This window comes from Nitrosovibrio sp. Nv4 (assembly GCF_900215485.1).
Lineage (GTDB): Bacteria > Pseudomonadota > Gammaproteobacteria > Burkholderiales > Nitrosomonadaceae > Nitrosospira.
Genome location: NZ_OCMZ01000002.1, coordinates 66646 through 91971 on the forward strand (window position 1 = coordinate 66646; position 25326 = coordinate 91971).

15 protein-coding genes are annotated in these 25326 nt (G+C 52.2%); 4 read left to right on the forward strand and 11 right to left on the reverse strand.

Translation table 11 applies throughout. The features are described from left to right. Positions 1-6: 6 nt before the first annotated feature. From CRO05_RS08360 to CRO05_RS08395, 8 genes are all read right to left on the reverse strand, one after another. Positions 7-1044 carry a methyltransferase gene (locus CRO05_RS08360; RefSeq protein WP_097066800.1) on the reverse strand — a complete coding sequence of 346 codons (1038 nt, stop codon included), beginning with the start codon at positions 1042-1044 and terminating at the stop codon, positions 7-9. Positions 1045-1168: 124 nt separating this feature from the next. Further along, positions 1169-1669 (reverse strand): SRPBCC family protein, encoded by a 501-nt coding sequence (locus CRO05_RS08365; RefSeq protein ID WP_097066801.1) that lies wholly within the window; start codon positions 1667-1669, stop codon positions 1169-1171. Positions 1670-1853: 184 nt separating this feature from the next. Further along, positions 1854-2732, reverse strand: coding sequence for a hypothetical protein (locus tag CRO05_RS08370; protein ID WP_146166034.1), 879 nt, complete (start codon positions 2730-2732; stop codon positions 1854-1856). Positions 2733-2863: 131 nt separating this feature from the next. Next, on the reverse strand, positions 2864-3847 hold the full coding sequence (locus CRO05_RS08375) for an NAD-dependent epimerase/dehydratase family protein (RefSeq protein ID WP_097066803.1): 984 nt from the start codon (positions 3845-3847) through the stop codon (positions 2864-2866). Next, the gene (locus CRO05_RS08380) at positions 3844-4848 is read right to left on the reverse strand and encodes a ketopantoate reductase family protein (protein ID WP_097066804.1); all 1005 of its coding nucleotides are present in this window, start codon (positions 4846-4848) and stop codon (positions 3844-3846) included. The genes CRO05_RS08375 and CRO05_RS08380 overlap by 4 nt, the downstream gene beginning before the upstream one ends. Positions 4849-5301: 453 nt before the next feature. After that, on the reverse strand, positions 5302-6156 hold the full coding sequence (locus tag CRO05_RS08385) for an SDR family oxidoreductase (RefSeq protein WP_097066805.1): 855 nt from the start codon (positions 6154-6156) through the stop codon (positions 5302-5304). A gap of 349 nt (positions 6157-6505) precedes the next feature. Then, positions 6506-8479, reverse strand: a complete 1974-nt coding sequence (locus CRO05_RS08390; protein WP_097066806.1) for an AsmA family protein — start codon at positions 8477-8479, stop codon at positions 6506-6508. A gap of 279 nt (positions 8480-8758) precedes the next feature. Further along, the gene (locus CRO05_RS08395) at positions 8759-9484 is read right to left on the reverse strand and encodes a Crp/Fnr family transcriptional regulator (RefSeq protein ID WP_097066807.1); all 726 of its coding nucleotides are present in this window, start codon (positions 9482-9484) and stop codon (positions 8759-8761) included. 716 nt (positions 9485-10200) lie between these two features. Here CRO05_RS08395 and CRO05_RS08400 point away from each other — a divergent pair. Then, entirely contained in the window at positions 10201-18912 is an 8712-nt protein-coding gene (locus CRO05_RS08400; protein ID WP_097066808.1) for a GH36-type glycosyl hydrolase domain-containing protein, read from the forward strand. A gap of 154 nt (positions 18913-19066) precedes the next feature. On the opposite strand, the gene CRO05_RS08405 is transcribed toward CRO05_RS08400, so the two are convergent. Continuing rightward, positions 19067-19585 carry a Crp/Fnr family transcriptional regulator gene (locus CRO05_RS08405; protein ID WP_181319759.1) on the reverse strand — a complete coding sequence of 173 codons (519 nt, stop codon included), beginning with the start codon at positions 19583-19585 and terminating at the stop codon, positions 19067-19069. Between the two features lie 323 nt (positions 19586-19908). Between CRO05_RS08405 and CRO05_RS08410 the strand changes: the two genes are divergently transcribed. The 3 genes from CRO05_RS08410 (at position 19909) to CRO05_RS08420 (ending at position 21841) form a co-directional block, all read left to right on the forward strand. Continuing rightward, positions 19909-20223 (forward strand): YqjD family protein, encoded by a 315-nt coding sequence (locus CRO05_RS08410; protein WP_097066809.1) that lies wholly within the window; start codon positions 19909-19911, stop codon positions 20221-20223. Between the two features lie 177 nt (positions 20224-20400). Beyond that, positions 20401-21396, forward strand: coding sequence for an SGNH/GDSL hydrolase family protein (locus CRO05_RS08415; protein WP_097066810.1), 996 nt, complete (start codon positions 20401-20403; stop codon positions 21394-21396). A 127-nt stretch (positions 21397-21523) separates the two neighbouring features. Further along, a complete protein-coding gene (locus tag CRO05_RS08420) occupies positions 21524-21841 on the forward strand; it encodes a DUF1840 domain-containing protein (RefSeq protein ID WP_097067879.1) in 318 nt (105 codons plus the stop codon). 34 nt (positions 21842-21875) lie between these two features. Here CRO05_RS08420 and CRO05_RS08425 read toward each other — a convergent pair whose 3' ends face one another. Then, positions 21876-22691, reverse strand: coding sequence for a PEP-CTERM sorting domain-containing protein (locus CRO05_RS08425; protein WP_097066811.1), 816 nt, complete (start codon positions 22689-22691; stop codon positions 21876-21878). Positions 22692-23122: 431 nt separating this feature from the next. After that, positions 23123-25222, reverse strand: a complete 2100-nt coding sequence (locus tag CRO05_RS08430; protein WP_097066812.1) for an ATP-binding protein — start codon at positions 25220-25222, stop codon at positions 23123-23125. Positions 25223-25326: the final 104 nt, after the last annotated feature.

Sequence of the window (25326 nt, forward strand, 5' to 3'; positions counted from 1 at the left end):
TCGGACCTAAGGCTTGAGACCGGTAACCACGCTATAGTAACCGAAAGCCGGATACACCTGAATGTCTTGAAACCCGGCTTCCGACAACATCGTAGACAACTCCTGGGCAGAATAAGACTCACCCTCTGTCCATCCCATCATTAACATGCTGAAGGCAGCGGTCGCGAAAGGGCCGGTTTTTTCGTCATTGTAGAGCATGCCATGGATGATGATGCGCCCTCCAGATGGAAGGCTATTAAAGCTCTTTGCCGTAAGAAAATTACATTTATCCGGCGGCCAGTCATTATAGACAGAGGAATAAAAGTGTAGATCGGCCGAAGGCAGGGGATCACTCCACATGTCGCCTTCGCATGTCTTGATCCGGCTCTGCAGGTTGTGCCGGGCAATGAATTCCTTGGCGACCTGGCATACCAGCGGAAAATCGAAAACTATCGCCTGTAAATGTGGCAACTTCGATACTGCTCCAATCGAATGCGCGCCCGAGCTTCCGCCAATGTCGAGCATTATCCGGTGACTGGATAGATCCAGAACGCCCGGCCAGCAAAATGCCGATGTAATACTGAAACTGTACATGCCGCGGGTAAACCGGCGCACTTGCTCAGCCTGATCCTCATGAGATCCATAGATGGCCGATCCCCCGTAAACCTGGGGGGTATCCGTGAGGACCGCCCTTTTCAGGCTTGCAAATGAATGGACTTGATCATCATCTATCATCAAATCCCAAAAGAAACCAAAATAGTTGGGGCTCGTTTCAAGTAGATAATGCTCCGCGACCGGGGTGAGCGAATAGCGCTCATCTTGCAGGGACAAGAAGCCAAGCGCTGTTGCCGTTGTTAAAATAGCTTCGGCGGGTCGCCTCTTTATGTTCAGTTTGTCGCAAATAGCGGGCAACGTCAGCGCTTCATTGGCGAGCAGGGGAAAGACCTTCAGCTTATGCGCCAGCAGTAACGCGGGATAGCCGTAGATTCCAAGTACAACATCCCATAGCGGCCGGTCATCTTCTATTTTCATCGAGTTAGCGCTTATGGAAGCTTCCTGAGTCATAAGTAAAATCCCTTTTTACCGAAACGGGTGGTCAAGCTATACAGCCATTATTTTCACCGAGCAGTCCAATATGTGGACAAGCGGCGGATACCCGAATTTTTTAATTACGGGAGATTCAGCCAGGTCAGCTTGGCGCAGCGCCCTCGGACTCAATCAGACGTTTTATGTTTCGCACCGTGCGTTCCGCGCCATCCTGAACGGCGGTGCGGACCAACGGCTCAAACGGTCGCATAAATACCTGGATCTCAAGTAATTCAAACGTAAATTGCAGTTTGACCGACTTTCCATCACGGTCATCCTGTAACTCGTAAATACAGCGAAAAGGTTCGGAGAGGCCGGCAAAGGCCAGGCGCTTATAGGGTTCATAAATCGTTATCCTGAATTTCGATTCCGACCGGTGTCCCTGGTCAACACGCACCTGCCTCGCGATCGTTCCCAGCTTCACAGGACCGTCGCCGAGCTGCTCAAGCTCTTTGACCTCCGGCGACCATTTGGGATAATTCGCAAAAAGATCTTCACCGATATACTTGAATACCTTTATGGCAGAACATTCCATCAGAATGTTCGCCTTGCCCACTACAGGCTCAGAGGGGCCTAAGTTGAACATGGACCCTAAATTGAACATAGTGCGCTACTCCTGTTCCTCAGCCTCGAGACCCGGTCGTCTGCTTATTTACAGTAATTGTATGCGGTTGCCAAGTAACGCGCCGGTAAGGTCATCTATAAAAGCAAAAATGAGCAGATCACGAGCAGATCTTCTCTGCGCTGAACAAGTTGCCGGCTAGCCCAACTGCTGACTAGCCCAAAGCTTAGTTCAGTTTGTCCGCTTTAACAACTTCTTTAGGCAAAAGCAGTTCTCGTGGATGACGCGCGATCTCCGGAGGTACGGTCATCAGATAACAATTATTGGCACATTGTTCGAGTTTCCATATCTTCCCATCCATTCCGTCTGGTACGGGATATGAGAAGTAGGTGTTTTCTGTTGTATTTGTCAATGCAACAGTACCTTTCGGATCAATGATGCGCGCTCCGATATTCTTCCAGTATCCACCTATCACGCTGGTGTTTTTCGGTACGTAGAAATAAGCGGCATAGCTGTCGTTAAATGGCGAAGGCTTCTTCAATTCCTGGTTGACATGTGTCATGGTAAATTGCGGCTCCCAATCAATGGCGAATCCGGCTTTGTCTTTCACATCGATACGGTACAGCTTTCCCGGCGTCAAGTTCACCTTGTAGTTTCTGATCACCTTATCCGGGGGCAGAACAGCTTCCGCAACTGCAACACCGGCCGTGGCATCGACGAAAGTCAGCTTTGTATTGGTCGCGATGGGGTACGCGATACCTGTCTTGCCGGCAAATGTAAAATCGGATTGCCCCTGTTTCATGAACAGATACCAATGATGATCGCCAGTGAGGTTAACAATGCCCGTTCTTGGACGGGGGTCAGCATCAAACGCTGCAGGTTTGACCAGATTCAGCGAGAACTTGGCCGGGGTAAATATCGATTCTGGATTATCGGCAATCGCCGCCCGCGCGCTTGCTTGATTCGGCTCTGGCTCTTTGGCTAAGGCCACCGTGGAAAATGTGTTCGGGGGAAATGTGTCAGCAAAAGATACTTGGGCAATCAAAGATATTCCGGCTATGTACATGATTAAATCATTTCTCATAAACCCTCCTTTCTGACTCATGCTCAAACATTTGTTGCATAAAAGACCAAGTGTTCAATCGTGAAGAAGCGGTTTTTGGGCTTGCACCGATAACATAATTCCGATAGATCGGAGCAGGGCACATACCGCAACCAAATGGCGATTTCGCCGAGTTAGATCCAACGCTGTTGTCGATACCAATCCACGGCATCCCTTGCTGAGTCCTCTATGGGCCGCGGCTTCAAACCAAGTTCGGCAAAGGTTTCTGAAGGATTGAAGTGCATGGAACGTTTTGTAAGCCGTACCCCGGTGACAGTTGCCATCGGCATGCGATGTGAAATATGGTCGGCCCACAACTCACTGAACCAACCAATCGCTAGCGCTGCCGAATAGGGAATGGTCAATGGTGGGGCCGAGCGACTCACGATATTTCCAAGAACTTGAAGCCACTCGATTAACCGATAGTTGTGTCCCCCAAGTAAATATCGAACACCAGGTCGACCTCGCTGCATCGAACGCACCAACCCGTCAGCGACGTCGCGTACATCAATCAGGTTCAATCGACAATCAAGATATGCCGGAATCTTTCCTTGACAGAATGCAACCGAAAGACGAGTTGGAGGCGTTTTATTTCGATCGCCGGGTCCGACGGGCAATGTGGGACTGCACACGACTACCGGCGCGCCCGCCTCGGCAAGTTGGAACACCGCTTGTTCCGCGCGAAATTTGCTCAGGCAGTAAGGCCCGATCATGTCCTCTTCGCGAAAGCGCGCAGACTCAACGGCTCCACCATTGGATTGATTCGATGAGAGAATACTTTCGGTGCTTACATACAACGCTCGACTCACTCCGCTGTCGAGTGCGGCCCGCATCACGTTGAGAGTACCAATATGGTTAATCTCGTCAAACTCACGACGATTGTGACGCCAAAGATTTGGATCAGCAGCCAGGTGATAGACACGATCGCAACCGCGCATAATATTGCGCATTGCTCCTGAATCGCGAATATCTGCGCGAACAAGTTCGATAGATTCGAGGGGTAAATGATTTACCGCAGCAGAAGGGTGTTCAAGAACCCGCACGCTTTCGCTGGCGTCGAGTAATTGCTGCACGAGATGTGAACCGATGAATCCCGCACCGCCTGTCACCAGATTCATATCAAAACACCGTCTGGCAGAGACGTCACAAGGTGGTGAAGGTGCGTTCGTGCCTTGGGGAGCCGCTGGCGAGAGATTCGATCAACCAGATCGATAACGGCATCATTTATTGGACAGGGAAAGTTTCCCGCAAGTCGAACAAGGTGCCCGTTGTACGCATCGATCTCGGTCCGACCGCTTCCCATATCCGGACTCATGGAGCAATATGTTCCACGCAAGGAAGGGCGGAAGAAAAGTCCCATGAGTTTGGGCAGGAACGGCGTTCGCAATATGCGTATGACTGTATCGGGATGAAATGGCCCAATCTTTTCCAGCGTAAGGCCGGCGTGACGCAGGATCGAATAATTTTCCCGCAACAAAGCGAAGAACAGTTTTTGCGTGAGCGGATCGATGAGAAGTTCCGCATTATCAACACCGGTGCTTGCCGCCAGCGGTGAAATAGCTGCGTTGTACATCAGTTTCGTTGATTTGAATGGACTAATATCCGCAACGCATTCGACGGGAAATAGTTTGCCCTCGGTAAACGCGGAGGCGAGCCCATTGATGCGTTTACGTTCACCGCTGCTTGCTTTGCGCCGTGGGCCAATATGCAGCGATCCAGTGCGCGTAATGCGGGCGCTCAGGCGGTCATCAGGACACTCGGAAACAAACGAAGCAATAGCTTCCGCGGGATGATGAAATCCTTCAAGTGTTTTGTCATAGCCATTTTGGATTGGCACCAATGTTTCGGTGTTCGCGATGCGTTGCAGGATCGGAGCGTTGTCGAATGTCTTTGTGCATAGCAACACCACTGCCTCCGTTGGCGGAATCCACTGATCAAAGTGGACAAAATGCACGTGGTGAATGGGCCGCCCATCGAGCATCATTTCATTGCGACGCCCAGCGGCGACCTTCGCAGGGTTCGACTCAATCATGGTCACATCCCAGCCAGCGCGCACTAGACATGCCGCTGCAGCAATGCCGATACCGCCGGCCCCAACAATATGAGCGGATGATTTCATACGTTAGCTTTCGATAATTTCAAAACTTCTCCAGATAGTCTTTCATAATGCTCTTTATTCTATCGATGCAGTTTCTTGTGCTTTATGAGAATGTAATACCGATTATCGCCCTGCCAGGCGTGCAATGCGGTCGGTAATCCGCAAGTCGACAGGCCTGGAAAGGCATCTCTGAATCGGCATCGGCGTTTTATCCTTTCTTCCTGAATCATTTTTCATAAACCTGTTTCTGACTCATGTTCAATCATTTCCTGGATGAAACCAGCACTATGACAGCATTAGATCGCTGGACTATTCAAGCCATTGTCGGGGGTGGTTATGAGGGAAAACGCAGCTTTTTATTTCGGCAAAACATGGTGAAGCTCGATTCGTACGGATCAGGCAAACAAAGTCCCGTCCGCGCAGTCACATTGATAGGTTGCTCCAAACGGAGAACCAGTTAAACCAATCCTATTTTTACCCATTTACTACAGTGCCACCATTCGGATGAAGCACTTGTCCTGCCATATATGAGCAGTCCTGAGAGGCCAGAAAAACATAACAAGGCGCTACCTCGTCAGGTTGTCCGGGTCGTTTTATCGGGACATCTTTTCCGAAGCTTCCGACTTTCTCGGGCGGAAAAGTGGATGGTATTAAAGGTGTCCATATTGGGCCGGGAGCCACGGCGTTAACATGTATTCCACGTTCGATCAACTGTAGCGACAACGATCGTGTGAACGAAACGATTGCGCCTTTTGTGGTGGAGTAATCAAGCAGGTGTGGGCTTCCCTTATAGGCTGTCACCGAAGTAGTGTTAATTATGCGTGCTCCCTTTTTAAGATGGGGAAGCGCAGCCTTCACCATATAAAACATCGAAAATATGTTTGTGCGGAAAGTTCTTTCGAGCTGTGCATTATCGATATCAAGAATGCTTTCGCGAACATGTTGCTCCGCGGCATTATTCACCAGGATATCGATTTGGCCAAAAACACTGGTCGCCTTTTGCACGACTTCGTTACAGAATTTTTCATCTCCTACGTCTCCAGCGATTAAAAGACATTTTCTTCCGCACTGCTCAATTTCTTTTTTTGTATCATTCGCATCCTCGTGCTCATTGAAGTAGGCAACGATGATATCCGCTCCTTCTTTGGCAAAAGCGACTGCTACAGCACGTCCGATACCGCTGTCCCCGCCGGTAATAATCGCCACCTTGGATTTCAGCTTTCCACTGCCTTTGTATCCCTCAACAGTCGAGTCAGGCTGAGGCTCCATCTCTGTTTCCAGGCCTGGTTGCTGCGTTTGATGCTGTTCAGGAATTTCTATGGTTCCCATTGGCAATGCCTCCGTGATCGACGTTTAAGGATAGCTCGGTACCTGCTACGATGCCACGGCTTATGCGTGCATAGCGGCGCGACCGTACTCATATCTAGCTACTCCGATATCTCGAGATAAAGAGTGGCATGATGCCACCTCCTGTTAAGAATCAACGCCAGTCAGTAACGAAACTCGGAGTTCAGGAGTGAGCGCTGAAAATCAGAAAGATAATAGGCAACTATAATGATCGCCGCGCATTGATCCGTACGCTGGCACACATAAGAGAGGGAGCGGATGAAGTACTACCTACTCAATAGTCAGGGTTTGCTGAACGAACGCCACCGCCACCTGGCGCCACGGCTCCATGTCAGGGTTTCTCGGCTTGAGTCTCTTTATTTTGGGACTTCTTCGGCTGTGGCTGTTGCACCGAGGCAATCAATGCCTTGCAATCATTATCCTCGCCCGGGCCCGTCTCGATCAGCGGTATCAGTGCGGCAGCCGGTGTTGCAAAAATACCCAAAAGTACTGCTGCACCAATGCGTATGGCCAACATTTTGTCTGGATATACCGTTGGGTCCTTGAAAGTGCCACTAATATGGACAGGCGTTCGGAGACTGACAATACTGAAATCTTTGGGCTGAGGGGACAATTTCATACCGATGGTTTCTTCAACAAGGCTTATCTGCCCTTCGCCAATGATATTGGTATCGACTGTGTCAATGATGAAGACCTCGCTGCCCATTATGCCGTTCTTTATATCGAAATCGCTTACAGCGCAACGAACCTTGACGTTTTTGTCTCCGGCAACCAGAAACTTCATGATTTCGGCTCCGTCAAGTCCTATGATCTCCAGTATCAGATTACTGATCTGACCTCCGGACATGATTAACCCAAAGCGACCATCTGCCGACGCCAGAAGCGCACCCACCGATTCTCCCTGACCCTTCAATTTCATTTTGCCGCCAATTACACCCTTGCTGCCCTCGGTAAGTTCGATCTTGGGGAAAAGCTTCGGTAACTGCAGCCTTTTAAAATCCACCTCGGCTTCACCGGCGGGGGTTTCATTGCGAGCATTTATGGTGAGGTTTGAAACGATATTTCCCCCTGCAACCGAAAAGTTAGCAGGATCGAGCGTCAGCAGCCCGTTGTCCACTTTGAGATGGGCCACCAGATGTTCAACCGGCAAATCCTTGTTACGGATAGATTTGCCCGTGAACTTGACGTCCGCGTCCATGGCCTGCAACCGATCCACCTGAAATTTCTTATCAGGTAGCACACGGTGCCGCTGAGCTTCTATCGAGGCTTTCTTTTCCTGTTTCTCCGCTGGAGTATCCTGCGGTTGCGGCGCGCGTCTGGCGCCGATAAAACCTCTTAAATCATTCAGATCCAGAACTTGGGATACGACGTCGCCACGTAGCATCGGGCGCTCACCACCCGTATCAAAAAGTATGTCGCCGCCGAGATCGCTTTTGCCTACCGTTCCCGAAAATCCTTTCATGGACCATTCGGTTTTCTGATGTAAAAGCCGTCCTGATATGTGGTATGGCGGCGAGGGGAAAATGACAATCCCCACAATCGGGTAGAGTGCGGATAGATCCTCGCCGCGGATATCCACGTTCAAGTCCATTGCGGGCAACTTGGCAACCCGGGTAACTGTGCCGTCAATCGTGGCGCGGGTTGTTCCTACTTCAGCGCTCGCCTTGATGGGATAGGGATGTGTCTTGTCCGTGAGCGATACTACTGCGCCACCCTGGGCTTGAGCTTTGAACTGCAACCCGGTGAACTTGCCTTCCGCGGCCACATCAAGCGGCATATCTCGCACGTCCGCACCGGATTCACTGTTTATGCTCGCCGTTACGTCAGTTTCGGTCTTCGGATCGCGAAAGATAAGCTTGCCCTGATCCAGGGTGAGCTTTCCGATTTCCGGTAATTCCGCTTTCTTTTCCTCTTCTTTTTTCAAATCCCAGTTACGCTTTCCATCTGCACTTTTTTCAAGGATGATTTTCGGGTGGGACACGGATACTTCAGGCAATACGATGTCCCCCAGAAGCAGATCCCAAAGGCTGATCCTGAATGCAACCTTATCCACTCCAAACATTGGCTGTTCAGTCCCCCATTCCGCATTGGCAAGCGATACCCCTTCAGCACTGATCAACGGGTTGAGCGATAACCTGACATCCAGGTCGCCTCGAATAACGAATTCGCGACCTGTTTTTTCGGTGACCTGGTGCTCTATATATGGCTTCATCATATTCCAGTCAAACCAGATGACAAAAATTATGACAAGCAGCACAAATATCGCGCTGAAGACCGACAATCTTCTCTTTGTACGGGTTCTCATGACGGCACGATTCGTAATCCGGGAAGTAAAATGAGCAATCAGTAGTTCGAGTGAACCTCGATAATACTTCTGCGGACGGCGCGATTCAGTACGTCATCGCACATTGCGGAATCTTTGAATAAGGCGTGATTTGCCAGCTGTCGTACAACAGGGAGTTTTACAGGGAAGGAATGCTTCAACGGCGAGGTTGCTGGAGGTGAAACTTGAAATCGAGTTTTGCTTGTCTGGAAATGTCAGGCGGAGGAGATTGAGGCGTCGGAAGGATATTGGCAGTGAGTACTAGTACTTTCGCACATCGCGAAACAGGCGGTCAAATTCCTTCTTGACGACGTCATAGCATTCGCAAACGTGTGCTTCCAGCCCGGTTCGGTCCAGTACCGTAATGTGGCCACGACGGTAACGAATAATTTCCGCTTGTTGCAATTTTCCAGCAGCTTCTGTAATGCCTTCCCGTCGCACGCCGAGCATGCTGGCGATCAATTCCTGAGTCATGACCAATTCCTCGGAATTCAATCGATCCAGCGTCAATAAAAGCCAGCGGCATAGCTGTTGTTCGATCGTGTGATGCCTATTGCATACTGCTGTCTGGGAAATCTGCGTAATAAGTGCTTGAGTGTAGCGCAACAACAAGCGCTGGACTGGTCCTCCCTGGTTAAACTCTTGCAACAGAAGCGCGGCCTTCAGTCGATAGCCGTAGCCGGACGTTTGCACTGTGGCCCAACTCGGTGTGCTTTCGCCTCCCATGAATAGTGAAATACCGAGCATGCCCTCATTGCCTACTCCCGCGATCTCTGACGATGCGCCATTTTCCAGAATGTAGTGAAGGGAAATGATGGTGGAGGTGGGAAAGTAGACGTAGGGAAGCCGCCCGCCGGATTCACAAAGAACATCACCAAGTGGCAAATGGATCAGTTCGAGATGCGGCTTTAAACGTTCAAGTTCGGCCGCCGGCAGAGCGGCGAGGAGATGGTTCTGGTTAGGCTGATGTGGGGGAGAACTAAGCATCCGCTACAGAAATGTAAAAAATAAGCGCAGCCGGCGCAAAAAAATGGAATCTAATCGCAAATGCTCGGGACTCCTGTTTCCCGGATCCTATTTCAGACCTATTTCCCTATTTCCTCTTGCCAGCCGGTTCCCAGACTTATGATAGCATCTATCCCGAGATGCAACCCTGTCAAGTAGAGCTTTTGCGAGTATTCCATTTTTATGGGTCAGCATTTTGTGCGCTAGCGTACATACTACAGATGAGTTAGGACTTTATCATTACACCCAAGCCGAATAAAAGAGCGGGGTTTCGTGGCGCCCCAGCAACCTGACAAATGGTGAAGGCTGCAACAACACGCTGACTATCAAGCCTTGCAGAGGTTCCGAGAAATACATGTGGCACATGTTGGGTACGGTGCCTTACAGTCCGCGGGTCTGCGAAAATTTTCATGCAAACCAAGTAAAGATTGCATGGGACTGAACGGCAAGCCTTACTTCATGTAAATTTTTGCCGGCAGCACGGAGCTTGGTAATATCTCCGGAAGCATTCTTCTTTCCCCTCACATCGCCATCGCTCTGTGGTTGAGGGAGTTACGCACTCGGGGGAGGTTTATCATATTACCTCCGGAATCAAGACGAGATCACGACGTTACAAAGTCCCATGCCTGTCTCCCATCGCCAAAGGCTAGTATTTTGATCGCGCTATTGAATGAATCGTGGGCCGGAGAATCTTCCAATTGAAAGTTAGAGACACACCTGTTTCCGGGCTTTTACCGTCCCTTACTGCCCGGCTTCGTAAAATCAGAAGACAACCCGCACCGATCAGCGAAGAACTGCCGTTACGCTCCGAGCTATTCAGCGGCGATCAGATGGAACTATATGGAGGCATCCTTGCGGCGTCCCACGAGGTATCCTCAAGCCGTGGCACCGCTCAGCTTCTGGCGCGACTGGATGAAAACGAAAATACGCTGTTCGATATCTGCAATGTGCTGACTGAAGCGGTAACAGCGGATCAGCTGCTAACGCCAGCAGGCGAGTGGCTTTATGACAACTTCTATCTAATAGAAGAGCAGATCCGTACGGCCAGGCGTCATCTTCCGAAAAGCTATAGCCGAGAATTACCTCTTCTGGCAAATGGGACTTCCGCAAATCTGCCACGGGTATATGACATTGCCCTGCAAGCGATCTCGCATGGCGATGGGAGGGTAGACACGGAGAGTCTCAGGCGTTTTGTCGCTGCGTATCAGGCGGTCGCCAACCTGCAGTTGGGCGAATTATGGGCGATCCCGATCATGCTTCGGCTGGCGTTGATCGAAAATCTCCGTCGCGTCGGTGTCCATGTCGCGGCCGGAAGGATAGACCGGAATCTTGCCGATGCCTGGGCTGACGAAATCACACAGGTTGCCGAAAAAGATCCCAAAAGTCTGGTTCTTGTCATTGCTGACATGGCGCGGTCCAATCCGCCCATGACCACGCCTTTCATTTCCGAACTGGCGCGCCGACTGCAAGGGCAGGGCCCCGCGCTGGCGCTTCCGTTGACCTGGATCGAACAGCGGCTCGCGGAATCGAATCAAACCATCGACCAGATGGTACAGCTGGGAAATCAGCAACAGGCGGCTGACCAGGTTTCAATATCCAACAGTATTAATAGTTTGCGCAAGCTAGGCGGCATCGACTGGCGTGAATTTGTCGAAACCACAAGTATTGTGGAACAGACGTTGCGAGAGGATCCGGACGGTATCTATGGTCGAATGGATTTTGCGAGCCGGGACCGTTATCGACATGCGGTGGAGCGACTGGCCAAGGCAAGCGCGGTATCGGAAGTGGAAGTGGCCCGACTGGCGCTCCGACTGGCACGGGAGGCTGCGTCGAGCGAGAACCACAGTGCCAGGGCTCATGTCGGGTTTTATCTGGTTGACAGAGGCTTGCCTGACCTTGAGAAGGCAGCCCAGGTACTGCCATCGCTGCGAGAGAAATTTTGGCGGGCTGGCCGCCAGTATCCGCTTTTCTGTTATCTCGGCGCTATCGGGCTGATCACGCTAAGTCTGGTCAGTCTACTGCTGCTCGAGGCGTACTTCGACGGTACAAGCGGTTGGTTACTGGCGGCAGTAGGCATACTGTCGCTCTTTGCAATGGGTCAGCTTGCCATATCACTGGTCAATTGGACCACCCCTTTGTTGGTGAGGCCCCACTGGCTGCCACGAATGGATTTTTCCAGGGGTATACCTCCCACATTGCGGACATTGGTAGTGGTTCCGACCATGCTGACCAACGAATCGGATGTCTTTAACCTTATTGAAGCCCTTGAAGTACGATTCTTGGCCAATCGCGACGTTAACCTTGATTTCGGTTTATTGACTGACTTCAAGGACGCGAATCTGGAAACGCTGCCTGAAGATGAATTCTTGTTGAAGCTTGCTCGAGCCGGCATTGAAGAGCTGAATAAAAAATATTTCAGTGCGCCTGGTGATAGCAGGGTTGAAGCAAAGGACTCAACCGTAATACACCAGAATGGTCAATTTTTTCTTTTCCACCGCCCGCGCAGGTGGAATGGACGGGAACGTCTCTGGATGGGCCAGGAGCGCAAACGGGGAAAGCTCGCGGACTTGAACTCGCTGTTGCGGGGAGCCGGGGGCGATGCGTTTTGCCTGATCGTTGGCAACACAGCTGTGCTGGCCAATGTGAAGTATGTCATCACGCTCGACACTGATACCCAGTTGCCGCGGGAGACCGCCCATCAACTTATTGGTGCGATGGCTCATCCGCTGAACCGCCCCAGGCTTGACACCATCCGCGCAGATGGAGATGCGATGCTGGTAACGGAGGGCTACGGGATTCTGCAACCGCGGGTTGTGGTGAGTCTCTCAAGTACAAATCAGTCAAGATACGCATGGCTTTTTGGCGGCGAGGCCGGTATCGATCCGTACACCCGGGTTATCTCCGACGTCTATCAGGATCTGTTCTATGAGGGATCATTTATCGGAAAGGGAATTTATGACGTTGACGCATTCGAGCAGACTGTTTGCCGCCGCTTTCCCGAAAACCGGATTCTAAGTCACGACCTTCTGGAAGGATGCTATGCACGGGCAGGTTTAATAAGTGACGTACAGTTATATGAGGAGTTCCCATCCCGCTACAGTGCAGATGTAAGCCGACGCCACCGATGGATTCGAGGAGACTGGCAACTCGCGAGCTGGTTGTTGTGGCGGGTACCGGGAGCTCTGGAAAGCTATCACCCAAACCCGCTGTCCGCGCTTTCCAGATGGAAACTGATGGATAATCTTCGGCGCAGCCTTGTGCCGGCCGCGTTGACGCTACTCCTGTTGCTAGGATGGATGGCACTGGCCCATGCATGGTTCTGGACGCTGATCGTTATTGGTGTGCTCGCTATCCCTGCCGCGATAGACGTCATCTCTGATCTTTTGAAGAAACCGGTCGAAGTCGCGTGGCGGCCGCACGCTATCACCTCAATGCGCGCGGCAGGACGGCACTTCGGACAAATATTATTCACACTGGCCTGTCTTCCATACGAGGCTTATTTCAGCCTCGACGCGGTAATACGCACCCACGTGCGGCTTTTCATCACACACCGCCGGCTGCTCGAGTGGAATCCCTCCCACTACATCGAGCGCGAATCAGGCTCCGCGATCAAAAGGAATGGGCCTACCAGCCTTGGTGCATCCTTTCGATCTATGTGGATAGCACCTGTGACCGTAGTTCTGGCGGTGACGGGAATGGTGATGACAGAGCCCTATGCATTAATAGTTGCCATGCCTGTACTGCTGTTATGGGCGGGATCTCCCGCTATCGCGTGGTGGGTAAGCCGGCCGTTGCCGCCGCGAAGCTCGGAATTGACCAATGGGCAAATACACTTCTTGCGCCACGTTGCACGGCGGACCTGGTTCTTCTTTGAAACTCATGTCGGACCACAGGATAATTGGCTGCCCCCCGATAATTTTCAGGAGCATCCGGTCCCAACCACAGCGCGGCGGACATCGCCGACCAACATGGGTCTGGCGCTGCTTGCCAACGTTGCCGCCTACGACTTCGGCTATGTCGGTGCCGGGCAGCTTATTGACCGCACCGATAAAATGCTGCAGTCGATGGAAACACTGGAACGGCATTCAGGTCATTTTTACAATTGGTACGATACAGAAACAAGGACGCCATTGACGCGCTATATCTCCACAGTGGATAGCGGCAACCTGGCTGGTCACCTATTGACAATGCGCGCCGGCCTTCTGGAGATACCCGATGCACCCATTGTCAGTGAACAATTGTTTTTGGGGCTGACCGATACGCTGCGGATAGTGGAAAAAACGGCCGGTCCCATGGCTCCAAATTCCTCTCTCGCACAATTCGGCATGGCGCTCGCGGTTGCAGCAGAGACCCGCCCGGTCACAATCGCGAGGGCGCATGCTGATCTTGACTGGATGGTGGCCTGCTCCAGAGAAATCGTTCGCGAGATTGCCGAAGAGCCGGCTGCTGATACTTCCAGCGAAGCTCATGAATGGGCGATGGTTTTGAATAAGCAATGTGAAAGCGCACTTGCAGAATTAACCGGCCTTGTACCGCAGCCCGCCCTGGTTGGAGCGCAAGATGAAACCGGGATAATGCATGCGGACGGGATCCCCTCGTTACGGCAACTCGCCAGCCAGGGTAGCGAGGTAGCGCGCGACTGGCTGGCAAATCTCGAACGCCTGGCGCTTCAGGCAGGTGAAATGGCGCAAATGGAGTACGAGTTCCTGTTCAGTCATGCGCAACGACAGCTTTCGATCGGATATAACGCGGGGGAAGATCGACTGGATGGCAGCTACTACGATCTGCTTGCATCCGAAGCCAGGCTCTGCAATTTTGTGGCGATTGCGCAAGGGGAATTGCCGCAGGAAAGCTGGTTCGCTCTGGGGCGCATCCTTACCACCTACGGCGGAGAGGCCGCATTGCTCTCCTGGAGCGGCTCGATGTTCGAGTACCTCATGCCACTGCTGGTGATGCCGACCTTCGATAACACGCTTCTTGATCAGACCTGCAAGGCGGCGGTCAAGCGTCAAATTGCCTACGGCGAGGAACGGGGTGTCCCTTGGGGGGTCTCGGAATCGGGCTACAACGCGGTTGACGTTCAATTCAATTACCAGTATCGCGCGTTTGGAGTTCCCGGACTGGGACTCAAGCGAGGTCTCGGGGAAGACCTGGTCATTGCACCCTACGCTTCGGTGCTGGCATTAATGGTTGAGCCCGAGGCTGCGTGTCGTAACCTTCAGCAACTGGCTGCCCAGGATATGGCGGGTAAATTCGGTTTTTATGAGGCCGTCGACTATACACCATCACGGCTGCGGCGCGGCGAAACGCGCGCTGTGGTGCGTTCGTTCATGGCCCATCATCAGGGTATGAGCCTGCTGTCCCTCGCGTATGTGTTGCTGGATCGGCCCATGCAGCGGCGCTTTGAGTCTGAGCCCTTATTTCAAGCAACAATGTTGCTGCTACAGGAACGGATTCCCAAGGCTACTGTCTTCCGTTCGCAAGCCGCCGAGCTCCCTGATGTGCGGGTGAGCAAGGAACTTCCGGACATGCCGATGCGAATACTATCGAGTGCAAACACGGCTATTCCCGAAGTACAGCTTCTGTCCAATGGCCGGTATCACGTCATGGTAACCAATAGCGGAGGAGGGAGCAGTCGCTGGAAGGACCTTGCCGTTACCCGCTGGCGGGAGGATAGCACGTGTGATTACTGGGGCAATTTCTGTTATCTGCGCGATGTGGCGAGTGGAGATTTCTGGTCGAATACCTACCAGCCCACATTAAAGGAACCCAAGCGTTACGGAGTCGTCTTTTCAGAAGGACGGGTCGAGTTCCGACGGCGCGACCTCGATTTTGATACTCATACCGAGATTTCCGTATCGCCGGAAGATGATATCGAGCTTCGCCGGGTTCGCATCACCAATCGCGCATGGACAAGTCGGACAATTGAAATCACCTCGTATGCCGAGGTAGTGCTGGCGGCACCGGCAGCTGACGCACAAGCGCCTGCCTTCGGCAATCTTTTTGTACAGACGGAAATTTTGCCTGACCGACATGCAATCGTATGCAGCAGGCGACCGCGCTCGCAAAGCGATGCGGTTCCCTGGATGTTCCACCTTATGATGGTCCATGGCGTTGTTACCGAAGCCGCCTCCTATGAGACGGATCGAATGGCGTTTATCGGACGCGGAAACGATGTGTCCGCGCCGCAGGCGATGACCGATTCCGCACCACTTTCCGGCGGCGCAGGCTCGGTTCTGGATCCGATAGTAGCGATCCGCAAACGCTTGACCGTCGAACCGGGGGAGTCTGCGACGATAGATATTGTTACCGGAGCAGGTGATTCCCGCCACGCCGCCATGCATCTGATCGAAAAGTATCAGGATCAGCACTTGACGAATCGCGTCTTCGATCTTGCATGGACGCACAGTCTGGTTGTATTGCATCAACTCAATGCTACCGAGACAGATGCACAATTGTTCGGCCGACTGGCCGGTTCGGTGCTGTACGCGAGTTCCTATCTACGTGCTGATGACGCTGTGCTTATCAGGAATCAGCGTGGTCAATCGGGCCTGTGGGGATACTCCATCTCTGGCGATTTGCCAATCGTGCTGCTCCAGATCAGCGACGCCGCTAATCTCAATCTGGTGCGGCAGCTGATACAGGCACACTCCTATTGGCGCGTAAAGGGGCTGGCCGTCGACCTGGTTATCTGGAATGAGGACCATTCAAGTTATCGGCAACTCCTGCACGACCACATCATGGGGCTTATCGCGGGCAGTGCAGAAGCTCACGTGCTCGATCGTCCCGGCGGTATTTTCATCCGCCGCGCCGAGCAGATTGCCTCGGAAGATCGCATCCTGATGCAAACCGTCGCGCGCGTGATTATTCTCGACACCAACGGAAATCTGGTGGAGCAACTGACCCGCCGGCTCCCGGTCGAATTGCCGCGTCCGCTCGAAAGGCTGGCGCCCATTCGGCAGCCAGAACCCGATCAAGTTGTTGAACCGCCGCCCCGCGAACTGCTCTTCGACAATGGTTTTGGGGGCTTCACTCCCGATGGGCGCGAGTACGTCATAACGACAGGGCAGGGTCGGACGACACCTGTACCGTGGTCGAATATTCTGGCAAATCCGCAGTTCGGCACTGTTATCTCCGAGAGCGGGCAAGCATACACCTGGTATGAAAATGCGCACGAGTTCCGTTTGACTCCCTGGGACAACGACCCGGTTTGCGATTCCGGTGGTGAAGCGTATTACCTGCGGGACGAAGAAACCGGCAATTTCTGGTCGCCGACACCTCTACCGAAGCCGGGAGCAGCGCCATATGTTACGCGGCATGGATTCGGTTACAGTATTTTCGAGTACATCGAGAGTGGCATTCGTTCAGAGCTTGAAATCTATGTCGCTTTGGATGCCCCGGTAAAGTTTGCGGTACTGAGAGTGCGTAATGAATCCGGACGGCCTCGCAAGCTCTCGGCAACGGGCTGCGTCGAGTGGGTACTGGGCGATCTGCCAGCCAAGAGCAGAATGCACATCGTTACCGAGATAGATCCCGAAAGTGGAGTTCTGCTTGCGCGCAATCCTTATAACAACGAGTTTTCGGGTCGCGTCGCTTTTTTTGATGTCGACGATGATACGCGCAGTGTGACTGGCGACCGAACCGAGTTTATCGGGCGCAACGGCAGATTGACGAACCCCGCTGCGATGGCCTCGAAGGACCTCTCGGGCCAGGTGGGGGCGGGCTTCGACCCTTGTGGCGCTATCCGTATTCCGTTTGAATTGCTGGATGGTCAGACGCGGGAAATCCCATTTCGTTTGGGCGCCGGGCTCAATGCTGACGATGCTCTTCAGCTTGCTCAACGCTTCCGTGGGATCGCGGTTGCGCATGAGGCACTGGAAAAAGTGCGTCAATACTGGCTTCGCACGCTAGGTACGATACAAGTGGAAACGCCCGATCCATCCGTAAACGTGATGGTCAACGGTTGGCTGGTGTATCAGGTCATGGCTTGCCGGCTATGGGGACGCAGCGGTTACTATCAGTCGGGAGGAGCCTTCGGCTTTCGTGATCAGCTGCAGGATGTGATGTCGCTTGTTCACGCTGAGCCCGTTCTTGTCCGCGAACATCTGCTTCGGTCGGCGGCTCGTCAGTTTATCGAAGGTGATGTCCAGCATTGGTGGCATCCACCAGCGGGGCGCGGTATCCGAAGCCGCTGTTCCGATGACTATCTGTGGTTGCCTCTGGCAACCTGTCGTTATGTTGCCACCACCGGCGATATCGGAGTGCTGGATGAGTCGGTTTCTTTTCTGGAAGGTCGGCAGGTTTCGGTGGACGAGGAGTCGTACTATGATCTGCCGGTCCACTCCGAACAGGTCGCAACTTTATATCAGCACTGCGTGCGCGCCATCGAGCATGGCCTGCGATTCGGCGAACACGGTCTTCCACTGATGGGTACTGGCGACTGGAATGATGGAATGAACCTTGTCGGTTTCCACGGGCGTGGCGAAAGCGTCTGGCTGGCTTTCTTCCTGTATGACAATCTTATACAGTTTTCAGAACTTTCCGAGCGATATGGCGATACGGCGTTTGTCGGGCGATGCAAAAAGGAAGCTGATCGCTTACGTAAAAATATCGAACAGCACGGCTGGGATGGAAAATGGTATCTCCGTGCCTTCTTCGATGATGGTTCTCCTCTTGGCTCCCGGAGTAATCCCGAATGCCGGACCGATTCGATCGCGCAGAGCTGGTCAGTGTTGTCCGGCGCCGGCTCTGCCGAGCGCCAACGGCAGGCAATGGAAGCGGTAAGTGAACATCTCGTGCGTCGCGACGCTCGTCTCATACAACTTCTTGATCCACCTTTCGATCAGTCCCACTTGAATCCGGGTTATATAAAAGGCTACGTGCCCGGCGTACGCGAGAACGGCGGACAATACACCCATGCGGCCATCTGGGCGACGATGGCTTTCGCCGTGTTAAGAGATCATAAGCGTGCATGGGAGCTGCTGGAGATGATTAATCCGGTGAACCATGCGCGGTCACCGGAGACGGTTTCGGTCTACAAGACCGAGCCATACGTGGTTGCCGCTGATGTTTATGCGGTTCCTCCGCATACGGGCCGCGGCGGATGGTCGTGGTATACGGGTTCAGCCAGTTGGCTGTACCGGCTGATGCTGGAAACATTGCTTGGCCTTTCACTGGAGGATAAGAAACTGCATTTCAACCCTTGCCTGCCTGGGGAATGGAATACGTTCACGATGAAATACCGTTATGGCGAAACGATCTATCACATTACCGTTGCACAGACAGCTGGTGATATGGAAAATGAGGGCCTTACAATCGATGGTGTCGAGCAGCAGGATCTGACCATTGCTCTTGTCGATGATCGGATACCGCACACCGCCAAAGTCCGGTTAAGCAGTTCTCGCGCGTGAGTACAATCAGAGGGAATGACCGGCAATTTCGCCGACTGGATGCGGTTGAGGAAGCTAAGGCGGAAATGCTGCAGGTAAAGCCTGGCAGTCAAGGCCGAAAAGAGCGGAGGATACGTCAGCCTTGACGAAAGGGGAATACAAATTTACATCTGCCTCAAGCCAAAGGAGCGGGTGAACCAGTCAAAGGTATGCCAGGTCTGAGAGCCGGGTGAATGGCAGGCATTGTGGCTTGGGCGATTTTGGCCGCAAGACGCTGAGTGTAATGCTGAAGCAAATAACGCAACGGGCTGCCGAGTTCGAATTCTCTTCGTAAATTGGCTGCCTTGAGGCGATACCCAAAACCGGCACTCTGCACGATTGCCCGGGTTGGCGTAATTTTTCGCCCCATCAGCATGGAAATGCCGAATACGCCTTCCTTGCCGATAGCAGCGATCTTCACTGGTTCTCCCTTGTCGTTAATGATGTGCAGGGAAATGATACTGGTGGTGGGGAAATACACAAGGCCTAACCCCCCACCATTTTCATAAACGGCCCATCCCTGGGGCAGGGACACGAGTTCAAGGCACGATTGCAGCCGCTCGTAATCCTTCTCGGGGAGAGAAGCCAGAAACAGGTTTTGCTTGGGAGTATGAAGTTTGGGGGTATACAGCTCAGTGGTATGAATATATGTCATTACATTCCTCGCTATTTGCTTGTCTCGATAACATATGGTTGTCCAACACGTGCGGTAGTTGAATGGGATGGGACGTACGGCAACGGCACGATTTAATATTACATCTAAATTTGGAAATCGTATGTGCGGTGCCCGACAGACGCATGTCAGGAAAGAAGATATAAACGCTCTTGAGGGGATAGTAAGCCGAGGTGAGAGGAATGAAGTGCCTCGGATTGAGCACGTAGACTATACAGTGTTTATGCTGAAGAATGCTTTTTTATGGGCACAGCAAGCAACTGGATGGTAATAACAACAATGTTAATTTTATATGGAGGATTGTGATGGCCAGGACTGCCAAGGATAGTAAAGAAAAGCTCATCAAGGATTTTCAATCGGTCATTGCCGATACTGAGGAACTGATGAAATTTGTGAGCAACGAGGGAGGGGGAAAGGCCCAGGTGTTGCGCGACAAGATCGATCAGAACTTGAAGCTGGCCAAAGATTATTTGCATGATTTTGAAGGTTCCGTAGTCGATAAATCCAAAATCGCGGCACGGGCAACCGATGAATATGTGCATGAAAATGCGTGGCGCACCGTCGGGTTGGCAATTGGAGTTGGTATCCTGATTGGGCTCCTGATGAGGAATCGCGACTAAAATCGGCCCTTCTCGTCGAATGCTCATGAGGAGCAGACGAAGGGTGGATGAGGGTCAGGTCCGGTACCGCACATAAAGCAAGCAGCGCGGAAAATTGAGTCTCGGCTATTCTTGCATCAGCATTAGATCCGGCTACCCGGCCGGTTTCTGTCACCAATTTGATGGGGGAGGTTGATCATGAATGCACGAATGACATTTGTCGCCCTTTTCGCGTTGTTGTCGGCAGGGAGCAACGTCTGGGCAGCTACAGCTTTCACCAGTCTCCATACGTTTGGAGACAGTCTTTTGGATGCGGGGGATAGTCCCTCTGCTGTTACTAGCATCTACAAGATCCTGGGCGGTAACTGCGATGTTTCTCATCCGTGTCCACCTTATGAGGGCGGCCGCCTCTCCAATGGACCTGTCGCCTCCGAATATATGGCGGAGTCTCTCTTTCCAGGAGGCGTGACCAGCACGAATTTCCGCAGCTACGCCGTAGGAGGCGCCACGTCAGGTATCGGAAACAGTGGCGATGAAGGCAGTGCAACCGAGTCAGGAATTTTTAACCTGCCAGGTATCAAGCAGGAACTGGACCTTTATATGAGCGACTCGGGAGGAAATGCCGATCCAAACGCCTTGTACCTCGTATGGGGCGGAGGGGGCGATTATCTTACGCATAATTCTCCCGTCGCAGCCGCACAGAATATCGGGGGTTATGTAAATACGCTAGCGGCAGCTGGAGCCAGGCATATCCTTGTTCCAAATCTCGTGGATCTGGGCCATACACCGCTTGCAAGATCCGAGGGCGAAGAATTTGAGGCTCGAGCATATTCACTTGTTTTCAACACGGAATTGGCAACGCAGTTGGGGAGCGCCAGTTCGAATTTTCCTACAACGGATATTTATCAGTTCGATACTTATTCTTTCCAGAATGACATAATCCAGAATCCGGTCAATTATGGGTTCACGGACGTTCAAGATCCATGTGTTTCCCTGCTCGTATTTTCTTGTGACAATCCCGACGGCCATCTTTATTGGGATAGCGTTCATCCCACCACGCGGGCTCATGCTCTTCTCGCATCCGCCTTCATAAGTGCCGTGCCGGAGCCGCAGGTTACAGCCATGTTCATTGCCGGGCTGTTTGTTCTCGGTTTCGCTGCCTACCGCCAGCGGAACCTCGGTACGCATGCCTGAGGGCAGGTGCCCTGAAGCAATCGTTCGAAAGCTGAAGCATGGAACCTTCAAGGGTATGCCAGGGCGCCTGATCGCGGCTCCGATTTATCCAGAACAGAAGCATTTCTTTATTCATTACCGAGTTCTTATGCTGATAATATTTAAAAGCGATGCTTATGCCGATATAACCATGTTCGGCGATGTCGCGCACCGCCTGTTGAGGATGATGGGACACAGTGGAACTGTGCCCGGCGCGATACTGGCCGAAGATGTGCCGGCAGTGCTTGATCGATTAAAACGCTCGATTGAGCACGAAAAGCCGAGAGCGCCGGAAACGGACGATGAGCCTGAAGCTGAGGGGTCGAATGATCAAACGGTAAGTCTTACCCATCGCGCATTACCCCTGATCGAATTACTTACCGCAGCGGCAAAAAAGCAGTCCAATGTGATGTGGGAGAAGATGTAGATTGCACTTTAAGCGGCTTGCCCGCGAATATAGCTTATGCTGACTCAGCCGGCGGGGCGCCGCTATATCGTCGCCGTATGATCACACCCATCAACGCGAGGCCTGCCAGCAACATGGCGTAGGTTTGTGGCTCAGGTACTACGCCAGCTACAAGGGTACCGGTAACGCCATACTTGGTCAGGAGGTTGGGGTTGGTGATATCCTGAGAAAAATAATCAGCGCCTCCCACGAATACAGAGTAGTCCCCGGCAGCGAGATTCGAAAAAGTGTGTGAAACCTTGCCGTCAGGTGCGCCGTCCGAACCGAAACCCGTGCCGTCATAGGCGTGACCGATATACTTGAAAAAGCTCAAGCTGGGTGGAATCGGGATACCGTTGAGATCGCCTGGATCGTTTCCGATCGACCAGTCCGTCAAAGCTCTGAATGAGCCTTCCGTATTGTCTGGACGATTGGCCAGCGATATTTCGGCAGAGTCATGATCTGCCTTCACCGGGGCCATATGGGCAAGTCCTTGGTAGAGCGAGAATGCCGGCATCAATCCAACTTGAGACATCGAGACGTTGCCAAGGTGGTCTGTAACCTGGGAGGTAGCCTGTGCGAACTCAAGTGTGACATCGGTCGGTTCAAGCAATGTGAAGCGGTAGGGGCGCAATTTATGACTGTCGCCATAGTCGGCATCTGTGCCGTCTATCCAGCCATAGTTTCCGGTAACCGCCTGATCTAGCCGGGTGGAAGCGGCGTAAGTATTATCAAAAGTTCCAAAATCGCGACCGCCATAGCCAACATGGGCCATGGCCGGCAATGAAGCCATGCCAGCCACGAAAAATGCGTAGTGAAGTGTTTTTTTCATATGGTCTCTCGGTGGTTAAACGTAGAAAATAATCTCTCTATACCGGTCATGCTCATCAGCAGAACCGATTGAGGGAGTATTTATTATTCATATCAAGAAATCAATGTGACATATTGCCGCATGTGGCAAATTGTCGCAGTGGATGATATGGGCGCATCAATAACCGGGAGTTTGAATAGCGGGAGCGCGGATGCAGTTGAAATGATTAATCCAAATGCATAATCATTCTTTTAAGAGAATATGATGATTAAGTAAATTGAGAATGAAGGAAAGATTGAACGGAAAAGGAATAGGGATGTGAGTCTCGGGATAGCCAATTGCTTTACGAAGGCGGCTCGGACCATGCCAATGGCAATTGGTATCGGGAAACAGGAATCGAGCTGTTTGAAACTGGGATCAGATCAGATTGTTGAGAGACAGGATGCGTTACGTTACGATTTTTTCCCGTTCAGTGCGATGTTCTTTCCAGCATTTGCGTTTTGCTTAACAAGAGCATCAATGGCCGTGATCAATTCAAATGAGCCGACCGGTTTGGGAAGATGCTCCTGATAGCCGGCATTCATGGCTCTGGCTCTATCTTCCGCACGAGCAAACGCCGTGAGTGCGATGGCGGGAGTTTTACCGCCAGCTTCTGCGGAAAGGCTTCTCACCTCGGCAATGAATTGATACCCATTTTTTTCCGGCATGCTGATGTCGCTGATAACCACATCCGGCCTCTCGATTTTCAAAAGCTCCAATCCTTCCATGGCCCCCTCGGCGGTGATCACCCTCGCTTCACACTGAGTCAACATTCGCTTGATGAGTTCGCGCGCGTCCAGTTCGTCGTCAATCACCAGCACTTTCAATCCCGCAAGCGAAGCATCTTTTCCACCAAAGTGCTCCCGCAAGGGCGGCAATTCATTTTTCACATCATCAGCAATGGAAAGCGGCAGAATCACGGTAAACGATGAGCCTTGTCCGACACCGGCGCTTTCTGCCCGAACTGTTCCACCGTGAAGCTCCACCAGTTGCTTGACAATGGCAAGGCCCAGGCCAAGGCCGCCATACTGTCGGGTAAGTGAAGGGTCACCTTGCCGGAAGCGATCAAAAACATAAGGCATGAACTCCGGCGCGATACCGAGACCCGAATCATTGATCCTGATTTCAAGCAAGGAGTTTAACTGCTCAACTACAATCTCTATCCTGCCGCCTTTGGGCGTAAACTTTACCGAGTTGGAGAGCAGATTCCAGAAGATCTGCTGGAGCCGATTGTAATCCCCTGTGACGGGGTCAATGTTCGGGGCAATTGTTTTTTGCAGAGCCACTCCTTTGGCTTGTGCCGTCGGTTTGACTGACTCGACCGCTGCCTCGACCAGACTGGCAACGTCCACTTGCTGCATATCCAACCTGACTTTTCCGGATATTATGCTGCTCATTTCAAGAAGATCTTCTATAAGCTTATTCTGGGCGCGAGCATTTCTTTCGATTGTTTCCAGACCTCGCTGGATGTCCTCGTTTTTCATGCTTCCGCTCAAGATGAGTTGCGACCAACCCAGAATCGCATTCAGCGGTGTTCTCAGTTCATGGGACAGGGTTGCCAGAAACTCGTCCTTGAGCTGGCTGGCGCGTTCAGCTTCATTCCTGGCAATACGTTCGTTCTCAAGAAGCCGTCTTTTCTCTGCATCTGCCAGCGCTAATGCTTCGCCGAGTTTCGCCACTTCGTTATTCGTAGCTTTGCCGTAGCGGCTAGGGTGGATACCGCGGGTGATACCAGCCACCTGACGGCCAAGCTCCGCCAAGGGCTGTAGGATGCCAAGGCGGGTATAAAAAATGATGCCTGTCGTGGCGAGCAGGGCGATGAAGATGAGCACCATTTCAAAGATCATCTGGCGCTCGAGCCGGGCCGACCTGGCGTTTAATTCTGCCTGTATACGTCCATTGAATAAATTCATGAACTTCCGGATCGGTGTCATTATGCTGGAGATGCCCGCAACGTAGCGCTTATCAAACAGCAAGCTGATAGCGAATTCCCGGTTGGGCTTACCATGTACAGTAAAGTTGCCCTGTCCGTCGTCATACCGCCCTGTCAAGGCCGCAAACGCCTTTTTTTCGATCTTGACCAATCTATCCGAGCTCTCCTTCGCTTCTCGCAACAGGGAAAATTCCTCATCGCTGAAGCCCTCCTGGCGCATCATTTCCAGTAATGGAATCGTATCACCCTGTTCTATGACAGAAGTTTCGTCTGCGGCTACAAGATAGGTCGCGGAATAATTCAGGGGGCGGGGCCGTTTGCCGTCGCGTATATCGAGTATTTTGAAATAGTAACGCTCATACACCGGGTCTTCCGTAATCACATAGTTGCGAGCCATATAGGTGAGATCTCCAGAGCTTTGAAGCAGCTCATCGACCAGCAAAATCACACGGAATCGATGGCGTTCACCATTGTTAATTTCCTCGCGGATGTTCAGCGAATGAAACACGAGCGCTCCGATACTTATCAGTAGCAACGCAAGAGCGACATTGGAAAAACTGGTAAAGTTTCTGATATTCACGAGGGTTTTTCTCGGTATGCGATTCTCATCAATGTTGGACGACTAAATTTTATACGCCACGGCTCCCGGTGCACCATTTATTTCATGCCGCTACTGAAGAGGCC